This is a genomic window from Salinispirillum marinum (assembly GCF_042650105.1).
Classification (GTDB): Bacteria; Pseudomonadota; Gammaproteobacteria; order Pseudomonadales; family Natronospirillaceae; genus Salinispirillum; species Salinispirillum marinum.
This window is the reverse complement of record NZ_JBHSAL010000001.1, coordinates 58,541-78,504: the sequence shown is the minus strand read 5'-3', so window position 1 is coordinate 78,504 and position 19,964 is coordinate 58,541. Positions and strand designations below refer to the sequence as shown.

The window sequence follows — 19,964 nt, the reverse complement described above, 5'->3', positions numbered from 1 at the left end:
CCCAAGACAATTCAAGGCCCTTATTCACCTGATTGCCAAACAGCATGACACGATCACTATTGCTTGATGTGTTTCGAATTGGGGCCATAACCTTGGTATTTATGGCGCATTTCGGGCAGTTGCTGGACGCCCCATTGGGGGACTTTTTCGGTATCAAAAATTTTTACTATGTCAGCCTGGGGGGCATCGGTGTAACACTATTCCTAGTGCTGTCCGGTCTATTGGCGGGACTGACGGATGCGCCCAAACGGCTGAGCTATGGTGCGTATCTGTTAAAAAAAGCGCGACGTATTTACCCGCTCTACTGGCTCACGTTACCGCTTTCAATCTTGGGGTATTGGCTGAGCGGTTGGCTGCTGGAAGGTGATGGCCCTGCATTATTTCCGAATGGTGCAGGGGTCGATGTGCTCGGCAGCGTGACCGGGTTCTACGCGTGGTGGGGGATGTGGGGCGGGCCCTACAATCCCCCCAGTTGGTTCATCGGGTTAATCCTGTCGATGTATGCCGTGTTCCCGCTATTGGCTTTCTGCATGAAACGTCGCCCACATCTTACTCTTGGGATATTGTTTTTGGTGAGTGTGCTGAGTCGATGGTATGTGGGTCAGTATGGTTTGCCGTGGTTGTCGTCCTCATGGCTAGACGACGTGGAAGGCTGGGTTTACCGACAGTTCGGATTTATGCCGGCTCGACCCGGCGACTGGTTTCCACTGTGCCGGGTGTTCGAATTTGGTGCTGGAATGTGGTTAGCGATGACGCTAAAACCGACGGTCTGGTCGTGTCTCAACGTGGGATCAGGTCGACTTGTCGCCTTTTTCAGTGATCTCGCTTTCCCGATGTTTTTGTTGCACTACCCTTACCTGTTTTTGGTGCAATGGATGACGGAGAACGGCATGCCGGTCATGTTGGCGGTCGGCCTCTTTATGGTGTTGCTGACGCTCGGGGCTTATGGCGTGAGCCGACTCGAAAGCAGGCTGCTGCGGAAGCGACCGACGACCTAATGCGGGTAAATTTTAATACGAGAACACGGTAAGCAGCGTCCACGTATAGAGAGCGCAATGCGCTACAGCTTTCGCCCTGATTCGGCCACAATGGCGGACTATTTATGGTCGTAGGACAGGAGCAGGTGGCATGCCAGAAGCAGCTCAGCGCATCTCTGATATTTATCAGCAAGTGGTGGCGCGGAACCCCGGAGAAACCGATTTTCATCAAGCGGTGAAAGAAGTTTTGGATACCCTAACGCCGGTATTGCGGGAGCACCCCAAATACGCCGAACGGAAAATCATTGAGCGTATTTGTGAACCGGAACGGCAAATTATTTTCCGCGTACCCTGGCAGGACGACACCGGTGAAGTACAGATCAATCGTGGCTTCCGTGTGGGTTTTAACAGCGCCCTAGGGCCCTAAAAAGGCGGTTTGCGGTTCCATCCCAGTGTGTATCTCGACACCATCAAGTTCTTGGGCTTTGAGCAGATTTTCAAGAATGCCTTAACTGGCCTCCCCATCGGCGGCGGTAAAGGCGGTTCAGATTTTGATCCCAAGGGTAAGTCCGATGATGAAGTTATGAGGTTCTGTCAAAGTTATATGACCGAGCTGTACCGTCATATCGGTGAGCAAACCGATGTTCCGGCCGGAGATATTGGCGTGGGCGCCCGTGAAATCGGCTATCTTTTTGGGCAATACAAACGCATCACCAACCGTTATGAATCGGGTGTGTTTACTGGCAAAAGTCCGCAGTGGGGAGGCTCTTTGGTGCGCAAAGAGGCAACCGGCTATGGTGTGGTTTATTTCCTGGATGAAATGCTCAAGGCCCGTGGTCACCGGTTGGCCGACAAAACGGCCGTGGTGTCTGGTTCCGGCAATGTAGCCATTTACGCCATGGAAAAATTGCAAGCCTTGGGCGTTAAGGTGGTGGCCTGCTCGGACTCTAGTGGCGTAATCTACGACCCGAAAGGATTGAATTTAGACACGATTAAGCGGCTGAAGGAAGTCGAACGGGCGCGTATTTCCGCCTATCAAGATCACCATGAAAGCGCAGAATTTAGGGCGAAGGTATCAATCTGGGATATTCCATGTGATATCGCCTTGCCCTGCGCGACACAGAATGAACTGGATGAACAAGCCGCGAGGACCTTAGTGGACCAGGGCTGTATTGCCGTCTGTGAAGGTGCCAACATGCCCTGTACGCCCACCGCCATGAAGGTCTTCGAACAGGCTAAGCTGGCCTACGGACCGGGCAAGGCCGCCAATGCCGGCGGTGTTGCGACGTCCGCACTCGAAATGCAGCAGAACGCCAGCCGGGATGCATGGACATTTGAGTACACAGATGAACGGTTGCACAACATTATGCGCAACATCTTTCGTGATTGTCATGAAGCGGCGGAAGCCTACGGCGCCCCGGGCAACTATGTGGTAGGGGCTAATATCGCCGGATTCCGGCGGGTCGCCGATGCCATGTTGGCGTTTGGTTTGATTTAGCGGAGAAAGTGACGCTGATTATCGGCAATAAATTGCTCAAGAAGAATCGGTTTTCGCTGCATGATGGTTTGAAAGCGGTCACTGATTTTCGGTGGCCCTTGCAGCACCGGTAAAAAGTGTAAGACAAGCATAACCATGACTTTATCTCGGGGCTGGCCTTCTCGTCTCTTCAGATAATAGTAGCGAAGCGGGTTAACACTTTTATACCGTATTCGTGCTCCGGTCAGTCTATTGAGACGTTGCACGACCTCATCAAACGATAGATTTTCATTGCCTGAAATGACCAAGGCTTGGTTTTTGTGAGTTTCAAAGTGGACCATCAAGTTCGCGGCGATGGCTCCGATATCTTGCACGCTAACCCAGTTAAACTGAGCATTGCGAGACGGCAAGGTAATGGTGCGTAGAGCTTTGATTTCCGGCAATAGGGTGGTAGTCAGATTTTCCATAAAGTAGCTTGGCCGGAGAAAGATATATTCCAGCTCGTGCGCTAGGATGAGTTTTTCTATCTTACGGTGCGGAATAATGTTGGAACGCTCGGCCCCTTGTACCGACAAAAGCACCACCTTAGTGATACCAGAGTGTTTGATTTTTTGAATTAAGGGAGCAAAGAAACGTGGGATGTCGGCGATAGGTGGTGGTCGCAATAGAAATACCAAGTCAATGCCGTGCAGCGCGGCATCAAAGGTTGCTTCCCGCCCAAAATCGAAATGTCGACATTCCAAATGTTTGAGTTCATCAAATTGTGCTTTATCCTTGTCGACGTCGCGGACGCCGGCTACAACCTCAATTGACGGCTGATCGACTAACGCTCTAAGCAACGCAAGGCCCACATTGCCGGTTGCGCCGGTGATCAGAACCTTCATACATTTCTCCTAAATGCGTTTTACCAAAATAGCGCCATTATCGGATGCCCGCGAAAGGTAGGCACACTTTTGCCAGTAGTCCTGTTAACTGTTGCCACTCAGTATCTGTTAACGGGGTCTTCAATTCGTCTATCCACGCCTGTGCATGGGTGATGACTTCACGCCGGGCAGCAATGCCTTTGGGTGTTAAGCGAACCAGCCATTGTCGACCATCGGTTAGGCTTTTGTTGCGTTCCAAATAGCCTTCATTGCTCAACGCTGTGAGCGCGCGCGTTACATTGGATTTATCGACCGATAGGCGCTGTGCTAACGCATCCTGGTGAATACATTCAGACTCCTGAAGCGCTAGTAAATAGACTTGTTGGCCGGGGCCAATAGACAACGGGGCAAGCACTTTGCTGAAACGTCCTTGCGCCAGCCGGTTGAGCAGCCAAAGGTGATACCCAAAGGCGCTGTCTACATTATGCGTATTATCCATACTGTCCCTATTGTCGTACTGCATCTTGGCACCTCTGGCGGCTTGTCTATGGTCAATGCGTTAAGTATGCTGCCTTAGTAGCTTACCATTGGAGACCCATCCCGCCACACATCGTCCGTCAGGGTTTCGACCATAAAACGGCCCAAGTCAGTCCGGCTGATACCACGAGGTTTAGGCGGCTGATATGACGCCTTCAGATTGCCCTGCGCTGGCCCATTGGCCAAAATCGGTGGTCGCACAACGGTGTAATCCAGCCCTGAATTTACCAGATGTTGGTATGCCCGCTCGCTGGATTCTAGTACATCACGTGCCGTGAATTTCATGATAAAGCGAATGATCTTGCGCCCGAAATCTGGCGCGTCGCGTTCATCTATCACCGCAGCACCTAGCAGCCAGACCAAGCGCTTGATACCCAGCTGAGTGGCGGCCTCCGTGACATTTTTTGCGGCTAAATATGGTAGGTCAGGGTGGCCGCCTTTCACTGGCCCGGCGGCGAAAATAAAACCATCACAATCGGTTAGGGTTTGCGTTACCGCTTCTGCATCCAGCAAATCGCCTTGTATCCATTTTAGGCGTTGTGGATTGTCCTGCGCAAAAGACCTATCGATTTTAGCCGGGTCGCGAACCAATGCCTTAACGTCATAACCCTTTTCCAGCGCGGTTTGAATAACGTGGCGGCCAGTTTGTCCGGAGCCACCAAAGACGGCAATTTTCATATAAACCTCAATTAAGTTGCGTACGCAACAATATTACTGAAGTTAGAAATAACAGCAATGGTTTTTAAAAATAAATTCCATTAACAGGTAAAAATTTTGTCTTCCCAATTACGGGAATGGGTTTTCACGGTAAATTAACTATCGTAAATATTTATAAGCCAAAGCCTAGAGGATAAAGCCATGAACACCCGCGGTTTGATCGACCAATTGTTGCAGTCCGGTGGTAATTTGATGCAAAACCCGGCGGCCAACCAAGCCAAATCGGCGGCAACCGATAAAGTGTCTCAGCTGTCAGGTTTGCTAGGGGGGCAAGGCAAAGGCTTGATGGCTGGTGGTGCGCTGGGGATGCTACTGGGCAATAAAAAGCTGCGCAAAACGGGTGGCAAGGTCGCCGTGTATGGTGGTTTGGCGGCATTGGGTGTGGTGGCCTACAAGGCCTATAGCAATTACCAGAAAAACCAAACAACTGCACCGCAGGGTACGCCTGAAACGGTAGACCGATTACCAGCCCCGCAAGCGGAACAGCATAGCCATGCCATTCTTCGTGCCATCATTGGGGCGGCGAAAGCGGATGGTCATATTGATGACAAAGAACGCGAGCTGATTGACGGAGAAATCCAGAAGCTCAGTAGTGATGCTGAACTAACCCGGTGGTTTGACGAGGAACTGCGTAAGCCTTTGGACCCGGCCGATATAGCCCGTGCAGCCACCACTCCGGAGATGGCTGCAGAGATGTACTTAGCGAGTTTGTTGGTGGTGGACGAGCAAAACTTTATGGAAAAGGCGTATTTAACCGAGCTTGCGCGCCAGTTGAAGCTGGATCCCTCTTTGGTTCAGGAGTTGGAAACGCAAGTATTAGAAATGCGTTAGCGGCTTTCTGCTTTGGGGTCCAGGCGTTCGAACAAGCCTTCTCGTGGAAAGAAACGCCACAAAAAGACTAAGGCCAAGCCAAAAGTCAACCATTCGGCAATGGGCAGTGCCACAATGAATGGCCATTGTGGAAACATAAAGTAGAACGTCAGTAGTAGGCTGGCAGGCAGTATCAAACCTCGGCTGAGCGCAATGATTGCGGAGGGCACAGGCTGATGCAAGGCGGTGAGGTAAGAGGTCACAATCATGGTTAGGCCGTTCACAACAAAGACCGGCCAAACCCAGCCGATCAATTCGGTGGTCAGGGCAATGACTTCGACTTCATCGGCGTTCAAAAACGCCGACACTAAAGTTTCGGTTTGCCACAGCAAAAGGCCAATAAATACAGCGGCAATGGCTAATGCATTCAGGGCACTGGTGGCTAGGAACTGCCTTATACGAGCCAGCTGGCGCGCCCCATAATTTTGGCTTACGAACACGCCGCCTGCGTCACCGATGGAAAATACCATCATCATGCCGATCACCAAGAGGTAATTGAGTACCGTAATCGCCGCTACGCCCTCGACGCCAAAACGCAAGACAAACAGCCAGTTCAGAATCAAGGCAATGACCGAGCCGGAAATTTCGTTGACGAACTCAGACAGTCCATTAAACGCCGACGAAAACAATTCTTTCCAGCGCCCGCGTTGTAGGCCAAACCGAAGATGCCTTTGCTTGTAAAAAAAATATCGACACATGACCAAAAGTGGCAGCGCTTGCGACAACCCGGTTGCCCACGCGGCACCGGCAATGCCCCACTCGAAATGGGCGATAAATAGATAGTCCAAGCCTATATTGATGCCCGAACCAATGACCAAGGCAATAGCGGCCAAGCCCGGATAACCATCTACCCGGACAAAAAAGTACATGGTAACCATCAACAACTGAGCCCAAATGAAGCCCAGCGTTATACGAAAATACGTTTGCATGAGCGGCAGAATTTCGTCGGTGCCGCCCAGTGCTTTCAATAGGGCGGTTTCAAACAGAATGCCTAAGGTGGTGACCACAAAGGCAAGCATACCCACGGCAAGCAGGGTTTTTGAAAAAATACCGGCCGCGCCATCATAGTTCGCTTCGCCTATGTATTTACCCGCGCGTACCGACCCACCCATGGCCAGCATAAAGGTGGTGCCAAACAGAATGCCAAAGAATGGGATGATCAGATTGACGGCCGCCAGCGCGCGTGCCCCAACAAAATTGCCGATGAACAGCCCGTCCACGATACTGGCAGTGGATAGCGCCAACAAGCCGATCATGGAGGGGAACCACAAGCGGTAAAATGTCGGTAAAACGGCGCTGGTTAGGGCGTGGTTAGTGCGTTCCAAGGTAACAAGCCTAAAAGATGGAGGGGAGCGATGATGCTTGACCCCTCCCACGAGCGGAAGTGATGATTGTCACCTTTGTGCCAGGCTAGACCTGATACTGCGCCACCAACAGATTCAACTGTTCCGCCAACCGCGCCAACTCCTGGCTGGATGAACTGGTCTGGTTCGCGCCGGTGGCGTTCTGCACCGCAATGTCTCTAATGGTGACCAAACTGCGGTCGACTTCACGCGCGACTTGCGCCTGTTGCTCGGCAGCACTGGCTGAGGACGCATTACGATCATTGATGACATCGATGAGTCGGGCAATGGCGGTCAGTGCGGTGCCTGCTTCACGTCCGGCATCCAAGGTGTCGTTGGCGCTGGCATTGCTGTCACGCATTGCGGTGACGGCTTGCGCCGTTACGCCTTCAACCGCGCTGATGATTTCTTCAATTTCGCGGGTGGAATTTTGCGTCCGGCTGGCCAGTGCACGTACCTCGTCGGCTACCACCGCGAAGCCACGCCCGGCTTCACCCGCACGGGCCGCCTCAATGGCAGCGTTTAACGCCAAAAGATTGGTTTGTTCGGCAATGGCACGAATAACCACGAGCACTGAAGATACGTCAGCCACGCGTTTTGACAAGCTCTCCATGTCCATTGCTGTGTTGTTGATGGTCTTTGCCAATTGTTCTATGGACCGCACCGTGGCTTCTACTTTTTGCCGTCCGGTACGAGTTTCTTCTTGTGCTTTTTGTGTTTCTTCGGAGGTTTTTACCGCATTGCCCGCGACTTCTTCTATTGCAGCCGTCAGTTCATTGACCGCCGTCGCGGCTTGTTCCAACTCATCGTTCTGGCGCTGCAAGTTTTCATTGGTTTCGTGCGTGACCACGCTCAACTCCTCGGAAGACGCGGCCAGTTGATCGGAAGACGAAGAAATTTTCCCTAAATTGTCGCGCAGCGCTGCTTGCATGCGAGCCAATGCATTCATTAAATCGGTGACTTCATCCGCGCCATCGGGTTTGATGTTCGTGGTCAAATCATTGCCCGCAATGGTGTTCGCCACGTTGACGGCAAAGCTCATGGGCTTGTTGATGCTGTCAGCAATGCGCCATGCGATGGCTACGGCAATCACCACCATCGCCATTAAGGCACCGATCGTTGCCTGCAAGGCGCGGTCATAAATGCGTTGCCCCAGCTCTGCCGTGGTGGTGATTAACTGCACCTGATAGCTAACCAACTTTTCAATCGTATTGGTCTGATTGATGGCTACCGGGTCCATGCGTTCTATGCGCAGCGTGCGAGCTTCGGCAACTTGTCCGGCGCGAACCTGCGCCCGCAGTTGTTCATTTAAAGCCCAATATTGCCGCTCGGCGGTTTCAACTTCGGCTAACAGGCTGCGCCCTTGCGCTGAGGTGACCACGTGGCTGAACTGCGTTTTTGCCGCATTAAAGGCTGTCCGAGCTTCTTGAATTCTTGCCTCGTAGCGCTGACGTTCGGTATCCGTGGTCGCACCGAGCAGGTTGCCGGTGTACAGGCGAACAATCATAAACTCCTGATTCATGTTCGCGGCAGCGGCCAAAGCCGGGACGCGTTGGCGGTCAATCAGGTCAATTTCATCGTTTAATGCACTTAACTCGTTGACGGAAAAAACGCCTAATGCAACGATGAGCGCGATCAGCACAGCAAAGGCCGCGCCTAAGCGAGCCCGTATACGCAGGTTTCTGAGCATGATGAGTCCTCAATGGATATAGGGCGGAAGCAGATTTGCTGTCCATTGACACTATAGGCTTTTCCAAGCTGTTCGGTTAGTTATTATTGTTAGATTATTATGGTCTATCTAACCATCTTACATCCTTACCCTCTATATAGGGCTGCACCATGAAAACCTTTTACTCCGAAGACCACCGTTTACACCATGCTAACGCCGAATTGAACGATGGCCAGTTGGTGCCGGTGTTCGAAAAACCCTCTCGCGCCGATATGGTGCTGGCAAGGGTCGAGGCCGTAAATCTAGGCCCGGTGTTGCCGCCGGAAGCCTTTGGCATAGCGCCGTTAAAACGCGTACACGCCGGTGAGTATATCGACTTCTTGGCCGGAGCCTGGGCTGAGTGGGCCGCACTGGGCCGCACTAACGACATGTTGCCGCTGGCGTGGCCGCCGCGTCGGGTACAGGCGCGTTGTCCTAAAGATATCGATGGCAAACTGGGCTACTACAGTTTCGATGCCGGAGCACCACTGACGGCCACCAGCTGGCAAGCTATTTATGCTGGCTCACAAGTGGCCTTGAGTGCGCAGGCGGCCGTGGCGGCAGGAGACCGCGCAGCGTTCGCACTGTGCCGCCCTCCGGGCCATCACGCCGGCATCGACTACATGGGCGGCTATTGCTATGTGAATAATGCGGCCGTCGTGGCGCAGGCCTTTCTGGACGGTGGGATGCGTAAGGTGGTGGTGCTGGATGTTGACTACCACCATGGCAATGGCACACAGGATATCTTCTATCAACGTCCCGATGTGCTCTTTCTTTCCATTCATGGTGACCCACAAACCGAATACCCTTGCTACACCGGCTATGCGGACGAACGAGGTGAAGGCGCAGGCTTGGGCTATAATCACAACTACCCGCTACCGGTTGGTAGTGACTGGTCGGTTTGGTCACAGGCATTGCAAGATGCGTTGCGGGTGGCGGCCGGTTGTGGCGCAGAGGCCGTGGTGGTGTCCTTGGGCGTGGATACCTTTGCAGACGACCCTATTTCACAGTTCAAACTGCGCAGTGACGACTATCTGCGCATGGGTGAAATGATCGCTGCATTAGGGTTGCCGACGGTGTTTGTCATGGAGGGTGGTTATGCGGTGGAGGAGATTGGCATAAATGCGGTAAATACCTTACTGGGTTTTGAACAACAGGCTTGAAATTAGCGGTTTTGGCCATACATAACCAAAAGCTAATAATCTTTTGGAGACGCAGCAATGTCTACACTTAATGTCACCTGTGCCCACTGTGCGCGCTTAAACCGCGTACCCGCCGAGCGTATGAACCAGTTGCCGGTATGCGGTGCCTGTAAGCAACCCCTGTTGTCGGCAGCACCTGTGGTTGCGACGTCCGTGAATTGGTCGAAATATCTGAAGCAGGACTTACCGGTTGTGGTCGATTTTTGGGCCAGTTGGTGCGGCCCCTGCCAAGCCATGGCGCCGGTGTTTAATCAAGCAGCACAACTGTGGGAAGGCAAGGCGTTTTTTGTGAAAGTAGAAACGGATGCGGTGCAGGATATCGCGGCGCGATACGCCATAAGGAGCATTCCTACGCTGCTGATTTTGCATCGCGGCATTGAAGTAGCGAGAATGGCAGGCGCTCTGCCAGCTCCCCAGTTCAGCCAGTGGTTACAGCAGAATCTGCCAAGTGTTGGCGCGGCGGTGTAGAGGCGATTATGTCCTCACCCATCGCACAGTTACTTACCCCACGCCCCGGCTACCGCCTGACGCCCTGGATCATTTATGTGAACGCCGCCGTTTTCGCGGCGTTCGTGCTTATAACGCAGCAGATTTTGTGGTTTCCACCTCAGGCGCTGGCGCTGTATGGCGGGAATTTTGCGCCGTTGACCACCGACGGGCAATGGTGGCGGTTGCTGTCGAGTGTGTTTATGCACGGGGGTCTGCTGCACTTGGTCTTTAATGCACTGGTGTTGGCAAATGTGGGCTTGTTGCTGGAGCCGCTGTTGGGTAAAGCGCAATTATTGGTGATCTACCTGTTAACGGGCATTGCTGCCAGTTTGACCAGCGTGGTCTTCAGTGAAGGAGCCGTTAGTGTCGGCGCTTCCGGTGCCATATTCGGCCTCTATGGCTTTTTCCTTGCGTTGTTGTTCAGCAACCTGTTTCGCCCAGAAGTGCGCCAGGCTTTCTTGCGCGGTACCCTTGTGTTTATTGCTATTAACCTTGTGCTCGGCTTCACCATGAGCGTGATTGACAATGCCGCGCACATTGGGGGGCTGTTGTCGGGCGCGGTCTTAGGGATTATCTGGATTCCTTTCTTGCGCCGTCGCTTGCGACAGCGGTTACGAGAACCCGATCACACCCTCGAATAAACGCTCAATTTTTCCTCGACACAGCACAAAATAGTCGTGCTATATTGCCCTCACTGAATTCATTCATCGAGGGAGCCGCAATGGAAATTTCAACCATTATTATTCTGGTGGTATTAGCACTGGTTGTGTTGTACGTCATCAGCATTTTCAACAAGCTGGTGGCGCTGAAGAATCGCTACAAAAACGCGTTCGCGCAAATCGAAGTTCAGCTCAAGCGTCGGTATGACTTAATTCCTAATTTGGTTGAAACCGCGAAAGGCTATTTAAAGCATGAGCGCGAAACGCTGGAAGCCGTTATTGCCGCCCGAAATACCGCCGCAGCAGGCTTAAAAGCCGCCGCGTCCAATCCCGGTGCAGCTGGGGCAATGGCACAATTAGCCGGAGCAGAAGGCGCGCTGGGCGCCGCATTGGGGCGCCTCAATGTGGTGATGGAGGCTTATCCGGATTTAAAAGCCTCACAAAACATGCAACAACTGTCAGAAGAACTGACCAGTACCGAGAACAAAGTTGCCTTCGCGCGGCAGGCCTTTAACGACTCGGTTATGGCCTACAATACCTTGAAACAAAGCTTTCCTGCCGTGGTGTTCGCGGGCATGATCGGTCATGGACAAGACGCGAATTTGCTGGAGTTTGAAGACAGTGCCGAAATTAAAGTAGCGCCAAAAGTGTCGTTCTAAACCGCCATGAACTTTTTTGAACAACAGGCGCGCGCACAGCGAAACTCCTTGTGGTTGGTGGTACTGCTGGTATTGGCGGTGGTTTCACTGATTGTCATGACCACGGGCGCGGTGCTGGCGATCCTGTATTTGTTGAACGGCGTAACCCCCGGTTATGTGCAGGTCGATGGTAGCGGCAATATCTCTACCAGTCGGATGATAGACTTGCTGAACGCACCCTTAGTGGGCGGTATTGCGCTCACTATAATGGCCGTGGTGGTATTGGGCATTGTGTTTAAGCGCCTGCAATTAATGGGCGGTGGTGCAGCGGTGGCGGAAGCCATGGGCGGTCGCCTGATCAACATCAGCACGAACGATGCCGCCGAGCAACGGGTATTGAATGTGGTGGAAGAAATGGCCATCGCGTCCGGCACGCCCGTGCCTCCGGTGTATGTGTTGGATGATGATGCCATCAATGCCTTTGCTGCCGGTTATGCGCCGCAAGATGCGGTCATCGGTGTAACCCGCGGCACTGTCAACCTCTTGTCGCGAAATGAATTGCAGGGCGTTATTGCCCATGAGTTCAGCCACATATTCCACGGCGACATGCGCTTGAACATTCGCTTGGTGGCGTTATTAAACGGTATTTTGGTGCTTGGTCTGCTCGGTCAGATGCTGGTGCGCAGCGTGCGGTATCGTCGTATTGGTGGCAGCCGTAACAGCAAAGACAATTCCGTGGCGATAATGTTGAGCTTGGGTGCCGCGCTTATGGTGATCGGTTATGCCGGCACCTTTTTCGGTAACCTGATCAAGGCGGCGGTCAGCCGCCAGCGCGAGTTTCTTGCGGATGCGTCTGCCGTGCAATTTACCCGTGATCCAGACGGCATAGGTGGTGCCTTGAAGAAGATCGGTGGGCACCTTTCCGGCTCTCAAGTGCAAGCCTTGAATGCGGCTGAATACAGCCATTTATTCTTTGGTCAGGGCGTTAAGACCGCGTTTGCCTCGATGATGGCAACCCACCCGCCCTTGGGTGAACGGATTCGGCGGGTGCAGCCAAACTGGGACGGGCGCTTTACGCCGGTTGTGCCATCCGGCATGGCGAGCAACAAAAGTGCCGAATTCGTTGAACAGACTCATGCGCCTCGACCAGACGGGCTAGCCGCCTTCGCCCCCCATGCGGCCATGACAGCCATAGATTCGGTGGGTGAACCACAAGCCGAACACTTGGCCTATGCCCAACATACCTTGGCGCAGATGGATGATGGTTTGCGGCAAGCGGCACACGATCCCTACTCGGCGCGCGCGATCATTTATGGATTGCTGCTTAGCCCGGCGGCGGACCTGCAGGCGCGGCAAATGGAAGCACTGGTCGCCCATGCTGACCCGCAGGTATTTGCTTTGTTGCAGCGCTTGGCGCCACGCTTGATCAGCTTGGACCCTGCATTCCGCTTGCCGCTGGTGGAATTGTGCCTGCCCGCATTGAAACAGCTCTCCTTGGCCCAGCATCGAGTGTTTATGCAGTGTTTAAGCCTGCTGATCAAAGCGGATGGCGTTTTCAGCTTGGCGGAATGGTCGCTCTATCGCGTGGTGGTGCATGGGTTGAATGAGAAACCCGTAACCGGGCGGCGACTGGCGTTGGCTAATTGTGCAGATGACGTTGCCAACCTATTGCGAGTCGTTGCGCAAGCCGGTGCGGCAGACGCAAAAGCGGCGAAAGAAGCGTACGAAGCCGCGGTCTCAAATTTGCCGTTTGCTTTAACGAGCTTCAATACCAATGCGGTGTCCATGGCACAGCTCAATAAAGCGGTGGCTCGCTTACAACACGTTAAACCCTTGGAGAAGCCACGGCTCCTGAAAGCCTTGGCCCGTTGTATCGAACACGATGGCCGTATTGCGGTGCGTGAAGCAGAAGTGTTCAGAGCGGTGGCTGACGCATTGGATTGCCCCATGCCACCGCTGTTGGCGGATCAGACTTTGAAGAACTGAATCCGTTGTTGCAGCATGGTCGCCAATTTCGCCAACTCTTCACTCTGGCGCATGCTTTGGTCGGAGTTGGCGCTGTTGTGCTCGGCGGAATCACGTATATTGGTGATGTTGCGGCTGATCTCTTCCGCCACGGCGGACTGCTCTTCCGCCGCACTCGCCACTTCGGTATTTAACAGATTGATCCGCTCGACAGCGTGCAAAATCTGCTTGAGCGACTGACGCGATGTTTGTGCCTTAGCGACACTGCTCTCGGCGGTCTTTTGCCCGTTTTCCATTACCTGAACCGCTTTCGCGGATTCACTTTGAATGCGCTCGATCATAGAGTGGATTTCTTCGGTCGAGCGCTGCGTGCGGCTGGCCAACGAGCGCACCTCATCGGCGACCACCGCGAAGCCCCGGCCGTGTTCACCGGCACGTGCTGCTTCAATGGCAGCGTTTAACGCCAACAAATTGGTCTGTTCGGCTATGGTTTTGATCACATCCAACACCTGGCTGATGTCATTACTGGCCACGGACAATTCATTGATGACCTTGGCCGCGTTTTCCACATCATTCGCCAAACTTTCGATGCTGCTGATGGTTTCCGCCACAACGGTTCGGCCTTCGGTGGCTTCGTGTTGCGCATCATGCGCGGCGGCAGCGGCTTGTTCGGTCGATTTGGCGACTTCTGCAACCGTCGACGACATTTGGTTCATCGCCGTTGCTACTTGCTCGGTTTCCGAGGTTTGTGCCGCAATGGCTTTGTTGCTGTCGATGGAAATGGTCGACAACTCTTCTGACGCCGCGGTCAACTGATTGGCACCGGAACTGATGTCCAACAGCGTGCCTTGCAAACGTTCCAGCATGCGATTGAACTCGCGGGCTAAATCACCCAGTTCATCTTTGCTCGTACTGTCCAGCCGGATGGTGAAATCACCTTCGGCAATGTCCTCCATGCGATCTATGGTGCGGGCCAGGGGCAGGCTGACAATGCGCTTCAGCAACCACCAGATGATGCCAATGAGCACTAAGCCACTGACCACTACAATGCTGACGATATTAATGATGTCGTCCAAAATCTGTGCATTCAATTCGCTTTCCGGGAACGCACTGATGATGTCGTAGCCCCACCGATTGATCGATGTGGTTTCGACGCGCCAGCCCGGCAGGTTGCCGTTCAGGACCGCTTCAACCAGCGGCATATCCACATGCGCTGAATGCTTGCGGATATTACCCGCGTTGTCGCGCAATGCGGCGAAGCCGGTGTCTAAAATGCGTTTGCTATCGACAATTTCTTCCAGAGCTGAGACGTCAGCAATGTAACCCACGTACCAAATACCAATCACTTGGTTTTGTGCGTTGCGGATGGGCTCATAGCCGGTCAAATACGGCTCGCCTAAAATGTCGACCAAGCCGTAGTACGCCTCGCCACGACGAATAGCTTGCATCGCAGCCCCGTTGGGTGCCAAAACGGTACCGATCGCGCGCTGACCATTGTTGATGACGTTGGTGGATACCCGGACGAAGTCATCGCCTGATCGGCTGAACAGGGTCGCCGTGCCGCCCATGATGTCGGTTAGGCCATCAACCAAAGCGAAATTATTGGCTTGTGCATTGGTACCCAGCAGTAAGTCGGGTACAGTGCGCCCGTTAACGTTTACCGTGGTGCCTTGGCTTGGTGTGCCAAGGGCCCGACCATCACGCATCAGCAGGCTCATGGCACTGTTGACCTGTTCGTCGATCAACGCATCAGCCAGTACGGCGAGGCGGTAGAGTTCGTTGCGCACATCAGTGGCTTCCTGATTCGCTGCTTCCGAGCGTACATTAGCGGTCAGCAGGGTAAAACCTACAATCGCCAGGAGTGTGAGTCCGCCTATTAAAGCGGCAATAGAAAGGGCAAACTTTTTAGCAATGGTCATCGTTGTGTTCCTTACTCATGAAAGCAGGGGCCATGAGTTGCCCAAATGCGAGTGGTGACGTTCCGTAAGCTGACGTTGGTCAGGATGTCCTAATTTACGGAGTGGTGTCCTGATTTGGGTCACTTTTTTATGCTTTATTTTTTGTTACAAAGAGTCGGTTTTTTGGCGTTTTTTGTGGATCTTTTTCTAGAGCGAGTGTCAATGTCACAGCAGCGGTCAGCATTATGGGTTTTGCACGGTACGGTTTTGCTCATGGGAGCCACCGGTTTGTTTTCGCAGTGGATTCAGTTGCCCGCGTGGGATATCACCGCGTACCGTACCTGGGTGGCGGTATTTGCATTATTCGGCTGGGTGTTTTGGCGTGAACGGTCGATCGCCATGGCGCAGACAAAGGATTATGCCAAGCTGGCGCTGTTGGGCCTGTTGTTAGGCGCGCATTGGATCACCTATTTCCATGCCATGCAGGTGGCCGGTATTGCCGTTGGCATGATCTCGCTCTATACCTATCCGGTGATTACTGTGTTCCTAGAGCCGTGGATCAAAGGAACACGGGTGGATTGGTTGGATGTGGCCAGCGCCTGTTTGGTGTTGCTGGGCATCTATTTTCTGGTGCCAGAATTTACCTTGTCGAACACCACGACGCAGGGTGTTGTGTGGGGTGTACTCTCCGCATTCTTATTTGCCTTGCGCAACGTCCTGCAAGGGCATTGGTTTTCCGGTGTGTCTGCGGCGCGGACCATGGGTTACCAGGTCTTGTTGATTGCCGTGCTAATGACCCCCTGGCTGTGGGTAACCGCTGCACAGCCTTCAACCACGGATGGTCTACTGTTGATCCTGCTCGGCTTGGGCTTTACGGCCTTAACGCACACGCTTTTTGCCCATACCTTGCGCTATCTAAAGGCTAAAACGGTCAGCTTGGTGGCCTGTATTCAGCCGGTGTATGGCACGGTTTATGGGGCTTTGGTCCTTGCGGCCATTCCGACGCTGGGTACGGTCATTGGCGGCATTATCATTGTTTTAGCCGCCGTGTATGAGTCGGTACGCGAACACCAGCGAACGTCTTAGTCCATCCGTTCGTTTTTTAGATGCCGTGTGGTGCGCCGTTTCACCACGCGGGTGGGAATGCTTTGGGAGAGCGTAGGCTGGCCTGCCAAACGTTTGAGCATGGTGTCGACCAAGGCGCGCCCACCTTTTTTGAGGTCTTGATGAACGGTGGTCAACGGCGGGTAGCTGCTGGCCGCAAGTTCAATGTCATCGAAGCCGACGAGGGCAACATCTTTGGGAATCTTTAAGTGCTCTTGAAACAGCGCCAGCGCGGCACCGATGGCCAGGTGGTCACTGCAGGCGAACAGACCATCGCAACGACGCGGTGCCTGCCGCAGTGCGTTTAAGATTGCTTGATGCCCTTGTTCCGGCGTGAAGCCCGCCACCGCAATGGGCGGATGAATGGGCAAATGCGCGCGCGCTAGCTCGGCACAGAAGCCTTCGTAACGTTGGCGGATTTCAGCATGCCGGATATCGCCTAAAAACCACGGTTCTGTGCAGCCGGACAACATCAGCTGTCGTGCCGCTTGCTGTCCGCCACTGTAATTATCACTGCCGATACAGGGATAGGGCGTGTTGGCGTCCGCTTGCCCCCACACCACGAACGGACATTCTTCGGGTTGCAGCCGTTCAAAGTGGCTTTCATCAATGCCACGGCCAATCACAATGATGCCGTCCGACCGACCATTGCGCACCAATTCGTCATACCACTGCGCTGCGGTGAGGGTTGAGCTGGCGAACAAGAGGCCATAACCGTGCTCATTGAGCGCGTCGGCAATGGCCGACGTAAGCGTCATCATGAAGGGATCGGAGAGGCTCTGGCCCGGTTGACCATGATGATTGATCACCACCGAAATGATCTGGCTGCGCTGCAGACGCAGGTTACGCGCGCCCTGATTGCGTTGGTAGTTTAAGGCTTGGGCTGCTTCCTGTACCCGTTGCCGAGTTTTGCTGTTGATGGCGGGGTTGTTGTTCAGCGCGCGCGACGCCGTGGATGCCGAGACTCCCGCTGCACGCGCAACGTCCGCTAATGATGCTGGGGGTGGTTTTGGAAGCAACATGATCGACGCTACCCGCAATAAGATGACTGCATTATCACCAAAAAAAAGCTGATTGCAATCGATTGCATAATGACTAAACTTGGCGCCACATAACCTTTGAAAAAGGTCTATGCTTATTATTCCACCGAAAAAGGCTCAGTTGTTATGGCTCGACACGCTTCTCTGGATTCAAATCGACTCGGTAACCATCCTTGGCAAATTACTGAAACCGGAATTCAGCCGAAAGACTATGCGTTGAACGCCAGTTTGTTCGCGCAGGCTAACGGCTTCATTGGGGTGCGTGGCGGGTTGGAAGAGGGCTTAGCGGGGCATGACCACGAGGTGGGGTGCTACCTGAACGGTATTTATTCATCCGAGCCCATTGCGTACGGTGAGAGTGCATACGGTTTTGCCCGGAACAACGAACGCATTGCTTCGGCACCCAATCCGGCGCAGCTTCAGGTGTTGATTGACGATGTGCCGGTCGATTTTACGGTGGGTGAATTATTAGAAAGTGAGCGCTCGCTCTCCTGGCAAGCCGGACTATTAACCCGGCGCATGCGTTGGCGTTCGGCAGCGGGCAAGACCTTGGATATCAGTACCGAGCGGTTGGTGTCACTGACCGAGCGTCGTCTGGTGGCGTTACGCTACACCGTCACTGCCGTGGACTTTTCCGGCACGCTAAGCTTGGTATCCGTTCTGAACAGTTTGCCGCCTAAGTTACAGAAAACCGACGATCCTCGGGTCGGTGCAGGAATGAGCGAGGCAGATATTGAACCCATTGCCAGCGCCAGTTCGGTGGCCGAGGCCCATTTGGTGTATCGCTTGCGCAGCACAGGCTTTTATATTGCCAGTGCAGTGCATCACGACCTCGTGGCAGTAGGCGATGTTGATGAACACGCGATAGTGACTGAACACCAAGTCGGCGCGCGCTATAACATCGCCGTTCAGCAAGGTGACAGCGTGTCGTTGGATAAGCGGGTGGTCTACGCGGCCGGGCGCGAACATGCATTAGCCGTACCGGCCAGTGCCGTATTGCCGGAACTGGAGCGCTGTGCAGTTATTCCTTTTGACGCATTAAAGGAGGCGCAACGTGCCGAGCTTGATGCCTTTTGGGCCACCTCCGACGTTCGTATTGGTGGCAATGCACCCTTGCAGCAGGGCATGCGTTTTAACCTATTCCACCTGTATCAGTCGTTGGGTCGTGATGGCTTCAATAATATTGCAGCCAAGGGCCTCACCGGGCACGGCTATGACGGCCATTATTTCTGGGATACAGAAATTTATATTCTGCCTTTCTTCCTGTTTACCCAACCACAATTGGCGAAAAACCTGTTGCAGTATCGCTACAATTTGTTGGATGCCGCGCGTCGTCGCGCGCGCGATCTGGCGATTGACAAGGGTTGCTTGTTTCCGTGGCGTACCATCGGGGGAGAAGAATGTTCCGCCTATTACCCGGCGGGAACCGCGCAATATCACATCAATGCCGATGTCGCTTATGCGGTGAAACAGTATCACCAAGCCACGCAAGACGATGACTTTATGCGTGATGCCGGGGTTGAGGTCGTGCTCGAAAGCGCTCGCATGTGGATGTCGATCGGGTTCTTTAATCCGCGTCGGGGCGGCCAGTTCTGCATCAATGAAGTTACCGGCCCGGATGAATACACCGCCTGTGTGAACAACAATTTTTTCACCAATGCGATGGCGCGCACCCACCTGCGCTATGCCTATGAATGTGCGTTATGGATGCAAGACAGGTTTCCCTCCGAGTGGGCCAGCTTGCAGAGCCGTATAGGCTTGGTTAAAACGGAACCGGCAGAATGGGAAGCCGCGGCCGAAAATATGTATTTGCCCGTCGATGACGCGACCGGCTTGCACATGCAAGACGACAGTTTTTTCAATAAAAAGAAGTGGGATTTGGCAAGCACGCCCGCCGACAAACACCCGCTGTTGTTGCACTACCATCCGTTGGTGATCTACCGCCATCAAGTGTGTAAGCAAGCCGATACGGTATTGGCCATGCTGTTGCTGAGCGATCAATTTACCTTGGAACAGAAAAAGAACAACTTCGACTACTACGAAGCCATCACCACACATGATTCCACCCTGTCAGCCTGTATTCACAGCATCATTGCGGCGGAAGTTGGTTATCAGGACAAAGCGTTGCACTATTTTTCGAATGTGACGCGGATGGACTTGGATAACAACCATGGTAATACCCAGCACGGTGTTCATACCGCGTGTATGGGTGGCGCGTGGATGTGCGTGGTGCAGGGGTTTGCGGGCATGCGCGTAAACCATGGCCGGTTGCATTTCGCGCCGACCTTACCAGAGGGCATGGACGACTATCAATTCCATGTTAATTACCAAGGGTCGTTAGTGAAGGTTTCTGTGACGCCGGAAGAAGCGCGTTATGAATGGGTCAGTGGGCCGGCTTTAATACTGAGTCAGCGTACGCGCAACATCACACTGGATAGCCAAAACCCTATTGTTAGCCTTGGTTTGCAAGACTGAGC

16 protein-coding genes and 1 pseudogene are annotated in these 19,964 nt (G+C 53.5%); 10 read left to right on the top strand and 7 right to left on the bottom strand.

Annotated elements, in window-relative coordinates; translation table 11 throughout:
* Positions 1–44 precede the first annotated feature (44 nt).
* Positions 45–998, top strand: coding sequence for an acyltransferase family protein (locus ACFOSD_RS00390; protein ID WP_380694777.1), 954 nt, complete (start codon positions 45–47; stop codon positions 996–998).
* Between the two features lie 130 nt (positions 999–1,128).
* Positions 1,129–2,475 (top strand): annotated as a pseudogene (gene gdhA, locus ACFOSD_RS00385) (NADP-specific glutamate dehydrogenase).
* Here gdhA and ACFOSD_RS00380 read toward each other — a convergent pair.
* From ACFOSD_RS00380 to ACFOSD_RS00370, 3 genes are all read right to left on the bottom strand, one after another.
* On the bottom strand, positions 2,472–3,338 hold the full coding sequence (locus ACFOSD_RS00380) for an NmrA family NAD(P)-binding protein (protein ID WP_380694779.1): 867 nt from the start codon (positions 3,336–3,338) through the stop codon (positions 2,472–2,474). The pseudogene gdhA and the gene ACFOSD_RS00380 overlap by 4 nt on opposite strands.
* A gap of 37 nt (positions 3,339–3,375) precedes the next feature.
* Entirely contained in the window at positions 3,376–3,816 is a 441-nt protein-coding gene (locus tag ACFOSD_RS00375) for a MarR family winged helix-turn-helix transcriptional regulator (protein ID WP_380694781.1), read from the bottom strand.
* A gap of 74 nt (positions 3,817–3,890) precedes the next feature.
* Positions 3,891–4,532 (bottom strand): NAD(P)-dependent oxidoreductase, encoded by a 642-nt coding sequence (locus ACFOSD_RS00370; protein ID WP_380694783.1) that lies wholly within the window; start codon positions 4,530–4,532, stop codon positions 3,891–3,893.
* Between the two features lie 180 nt (positions 4,533–4,712).
* On the opposite strand from ACFOSD_RS00370, the gene ACFOSD_RS00365 reads away from it, so the two are divergent.
* Positions 4,713–5,402 carry a tellurite resistance TerB family protein gene (locus tag ACFOSD_RS00365; RefSeq protein ID WP_380694785.1) on the top strand — a complete coding sequence of 230 codons (690 nt, stop codon included), beginning with the start codon at positions 4,713–4,715 and terminating at the stop codon, positions 5,400–5,402.
* On the opposite strand, the gene ACFOSD_RS00360 is transcribed toward ACFOSD_RS00365, so the two are convergent.
* Both ACFOSD_RS00360 and ACFOSD_RS00355 read right to left on the bottom strand, forming a co-directional pair.
* Complete coding sequence (locus ACFOSD_RS00360; protein ID WP_380694787.1) at positions 5,399–6,766, bottom strand: MATE family efflux transporter; 1,368 nt, start codon at positions 6,764–6,766, stop codon at positions 5,399–5,401. The genes ACFOSD_RS00365 and ACFOSD_RS00360 overlap by 4 nt on opposite strands.
* A gap of 85 nt (positions 6,767–6,851) precedes the next feature.
* Positions 6,852–8,474, bottom strand: a complete 1,623-nt coding sequence (locus ACFOSD_RS00355) for a methyl-accepting chemotaxis protein (protein WP_380694789.1) — start codon at positions 8,472–8,474, stop codon at positions 6,852–6,854.
* 149 nt (positions 8,475–8,623) lie between these two features.
* On the opposite strand from ACFOSD_RS00355, the gene ACFOSD_RS00350 reads away from it, so the two are divergent.
* From ACFOSD_RS00350 to ACFOSD_RS00330, 5 genes are all read left to right on the top strand, one after another.
* A complete protein-coding gene (locus ACFOSD_RS00350) occupies positions 8,624–9,655 on the top strand; it encodes a histone deacetylase family protein (RefSeq protein ID WP_380694791.1) in 1,032 nt (343 codons plus the stop codon).
* A 57-nt stretch (positions 9,656–9,712) separates the two neighbouring features.
* Positions 9,713–10,162, top strand: a complete 450-nt coding sequence (gene trxC, locus ACFOSD_RS00345) for a thioredoxin TrxC (protein ID WP_380694793.1) — start codon at positions 9,713–9,715, stop codon at positions 10,160–10,162.
* Positions 10,163–10,170: 8 nt separating this feature from the next.
* A complete protein-coding gene (locus tag ACFOSD_RS00340; RefSeq protein WP_380694795.1) occupies positions 10,171–10,824 on the top strand; it encodes a rhomboid family intramembrane serine protease in 654 nt (217 codons plus the stop codon).
* Positions 10,825–10,904: 80 nt separating this feature from the next.
* Positions 10,905–11,501 (top strand): LemA family protein, encoded by a 597-nt coding sequence (locus ACFOSD_RS00335; protein ID WP_380694797.1) that lies wholly within the window; start codon positions 10,905–10,907, stop codon positions 11,499–11,501.
* A 6-nt stretch (positions 11,502–11,507) separates the two neighbouring features.
* A complete protein-coding gene (locus ACFOSD_RS00330) occupies positions 11,508–13,466 on the top strand; it encodes a M48 family metallopeptidase (RefSeq protein ID WP_380694799.1) in 1,959 nt (652 codons plus the stop codon).
* Here ACFOSD_RS00330 and ACFOSD_RS00325 read toward each other — a convergent pair.
* Entirely contained in the window at positions 13,448–15,364 is a 1,917-nt protein-coding gene (locus ACFOSD_RS00325; RefSeq protein ID WP_380694801.1) for a methyl-accepting chemotaxis protein, read from the bottom strand. The two genes, ACFOSD_RS00330 and ACFOSD_RS00325, sit on opposite strands and share 19 nt — an antisense overlap.
* 201 nt (positions 15,365–15,565) lie before the next feature.
* Between ACFOSD_RS00325 and ACFOSD_RS00320 the strand changes: the two genes are divergently transcribed.
* Complete coding sequence (locus ACFOSD_RS00320; protein ID WP_380694803.1) at positions 15,566–16,429, top strand: DMT family transporter; 864 nt, start codon at positions 15,566–15,568, stop codon at positions 16,427–16,429.
* On the opposite strand, the gene ACFOSD_RS00315 is transcribed toward ACFOSD_RS00320, so the two are convergent.
* On the bottom strand, positions 16,426–17,469 hold the full coding sequence (locus ACFOSD_RS00315) for a LacI family DNA-binding transcriptional regulator (protein WP_380694805.1): 1,044 nt from the start codon (positions 17,467–17,469) through the stop codon (positions 16,426–16,428). The genes ACFOSD_RS00320 and ACFOSD_RS00315 overlap by 4 nt on opposite strands.
* A gap of 144 nt (positions 17,470–17,613) precedes the next feature.
* Here ACFOSD_RS00315 and ACFOSD_RS00310 point away from each other — a divergent pair, with 144 nt between their 5' ends.
* Complete coding sequence (locus tag ACFOSD_RS00310; protein WP_380694807.1) at positions 17,614–19,962, top strand: glycoside hydrolase family 65 protein; 2,349 nt, start codon at positions 17,614–17,616, stop codon at positions 19,960–19,962.
* The last annotated feature ends 2 nt before the right edge of the window (positions 19,963–19,964 follow it).

What these genes read in the sequence shown, in the direction of transcription:
- ACFOSD_RS00325 (WP_380694801.1), bottom strand. Translation starts at nt 15,364, where the DNA reads ATGACCATTGCTAAAAAGTTTGCCCTTTCTATTGCCGCTTTAATAGGC.
- ACFOSD_RS00390 (WP_380694777.1), top strand. Translation starts at nt 45, where the DNA reads ATGACACGATCACTATTGCTTGATGTGTTTCGAATTGGGGCCATAACC.
- ACFOSD_RS00380 (WP_380694779.1), bottom strand. Translation starts at nt 3,338, where the DNA reads ATGAAGGTTCTGATCACCGGCGCAACCGGCAATGTGGGCCTTGCGTTG.
- ACFOSD_RS00330 (WP_380694799.1), top strand. Translation starts at nt 11,508, where the DNA reads ATGAACTTTTTTGAACAACAGGCGCGCGCACAGCGAAACTCCTTGTGG.
- ACFOSD_RS00375 (WP_380694781.1), bottom strand. Translation starts at nt 3,816, where the DNA reads ATGGATAATACGCATAATGTAGACAGCGCCTTTGGGTATCACCTTTGG.
- ACFOSD_RS00370 (WP_380694783.1), bottom strand. Translation starts at nt 4,532, where the DNA reads ATGAAAATTGCCGTCTTTGGTGGCTCCGGACAAACTGGCCGCCACGTT.
- ACFOSD_RS00320 (WP_380694803.1), top strand. Translation starts at nt 15,566, where the DNA reads ATGTCACAGCAGCGGTCAGCATTATGGGTTTTGCACGGTACGGTTTTG.
- ACFOSD_RS00340 (WP_380694795.1), top strand. Translation starts at nt 10,171, where the DNA reads ATGTCCTCACCCATCGCACAGTTACTTACCCCACGCCCCGGCTACCGC.
- ACFOSD_RS00335 (WP_380694797.1), top strand. Translation starts at nt 10,905, where the DNA reads ATGGAAATTTCAACCATTATTATTCTGGTGGTATTAGCACTGGTTGTG.
- trxC (WP_380694793.1), top strand. Translation starts at nt 9,713, where the DNA reads ATGTCTACACTTAATGTCACCTGTGCCCACTGTGCGCGCTTAAACCGC.
- ACFOSD_RS00315 (WP_380694805.1), bottom strand. Translation starts at nt 17,469, where the DNA reads ATGTTGCTTCCAAAACCACCCCCAGCATCATTAGCGGACGTTGCGCGT.
- ACFOSD_RS00365 (WP_380694785.1), top strand. Translation starts at nt 4,713, where the DNA reads ATGAACACCCGCGGTTTGATCGACCAATTGTTGCAGTCCGGTGGTAAT.
- ACFOSD_RS00350 (WP_380694791.1), top strand. Translation starts at nt 8,624, where the DNA reads ATGAAAACCTTTTACTCCGAAGACCACCGTTTACACCATGCTAACGCC.
- ACFOSD_RS00310 (WP_380694807.1), top strand. Translation starts at nt 17,614, where the DNA reads ATGGCTCGACACGCTTCTCTGGATTCAAATCGACTCGGTAACCATCCT.
- ACFOSD_RS00355 (WP_380694789.1), bottom strand. Translation starts at nt 8,474, where the DNA reads ATGCTCAGAAACCTGCGTATACGGGCTCGCTTAGGCGCGGCCTTTGCT.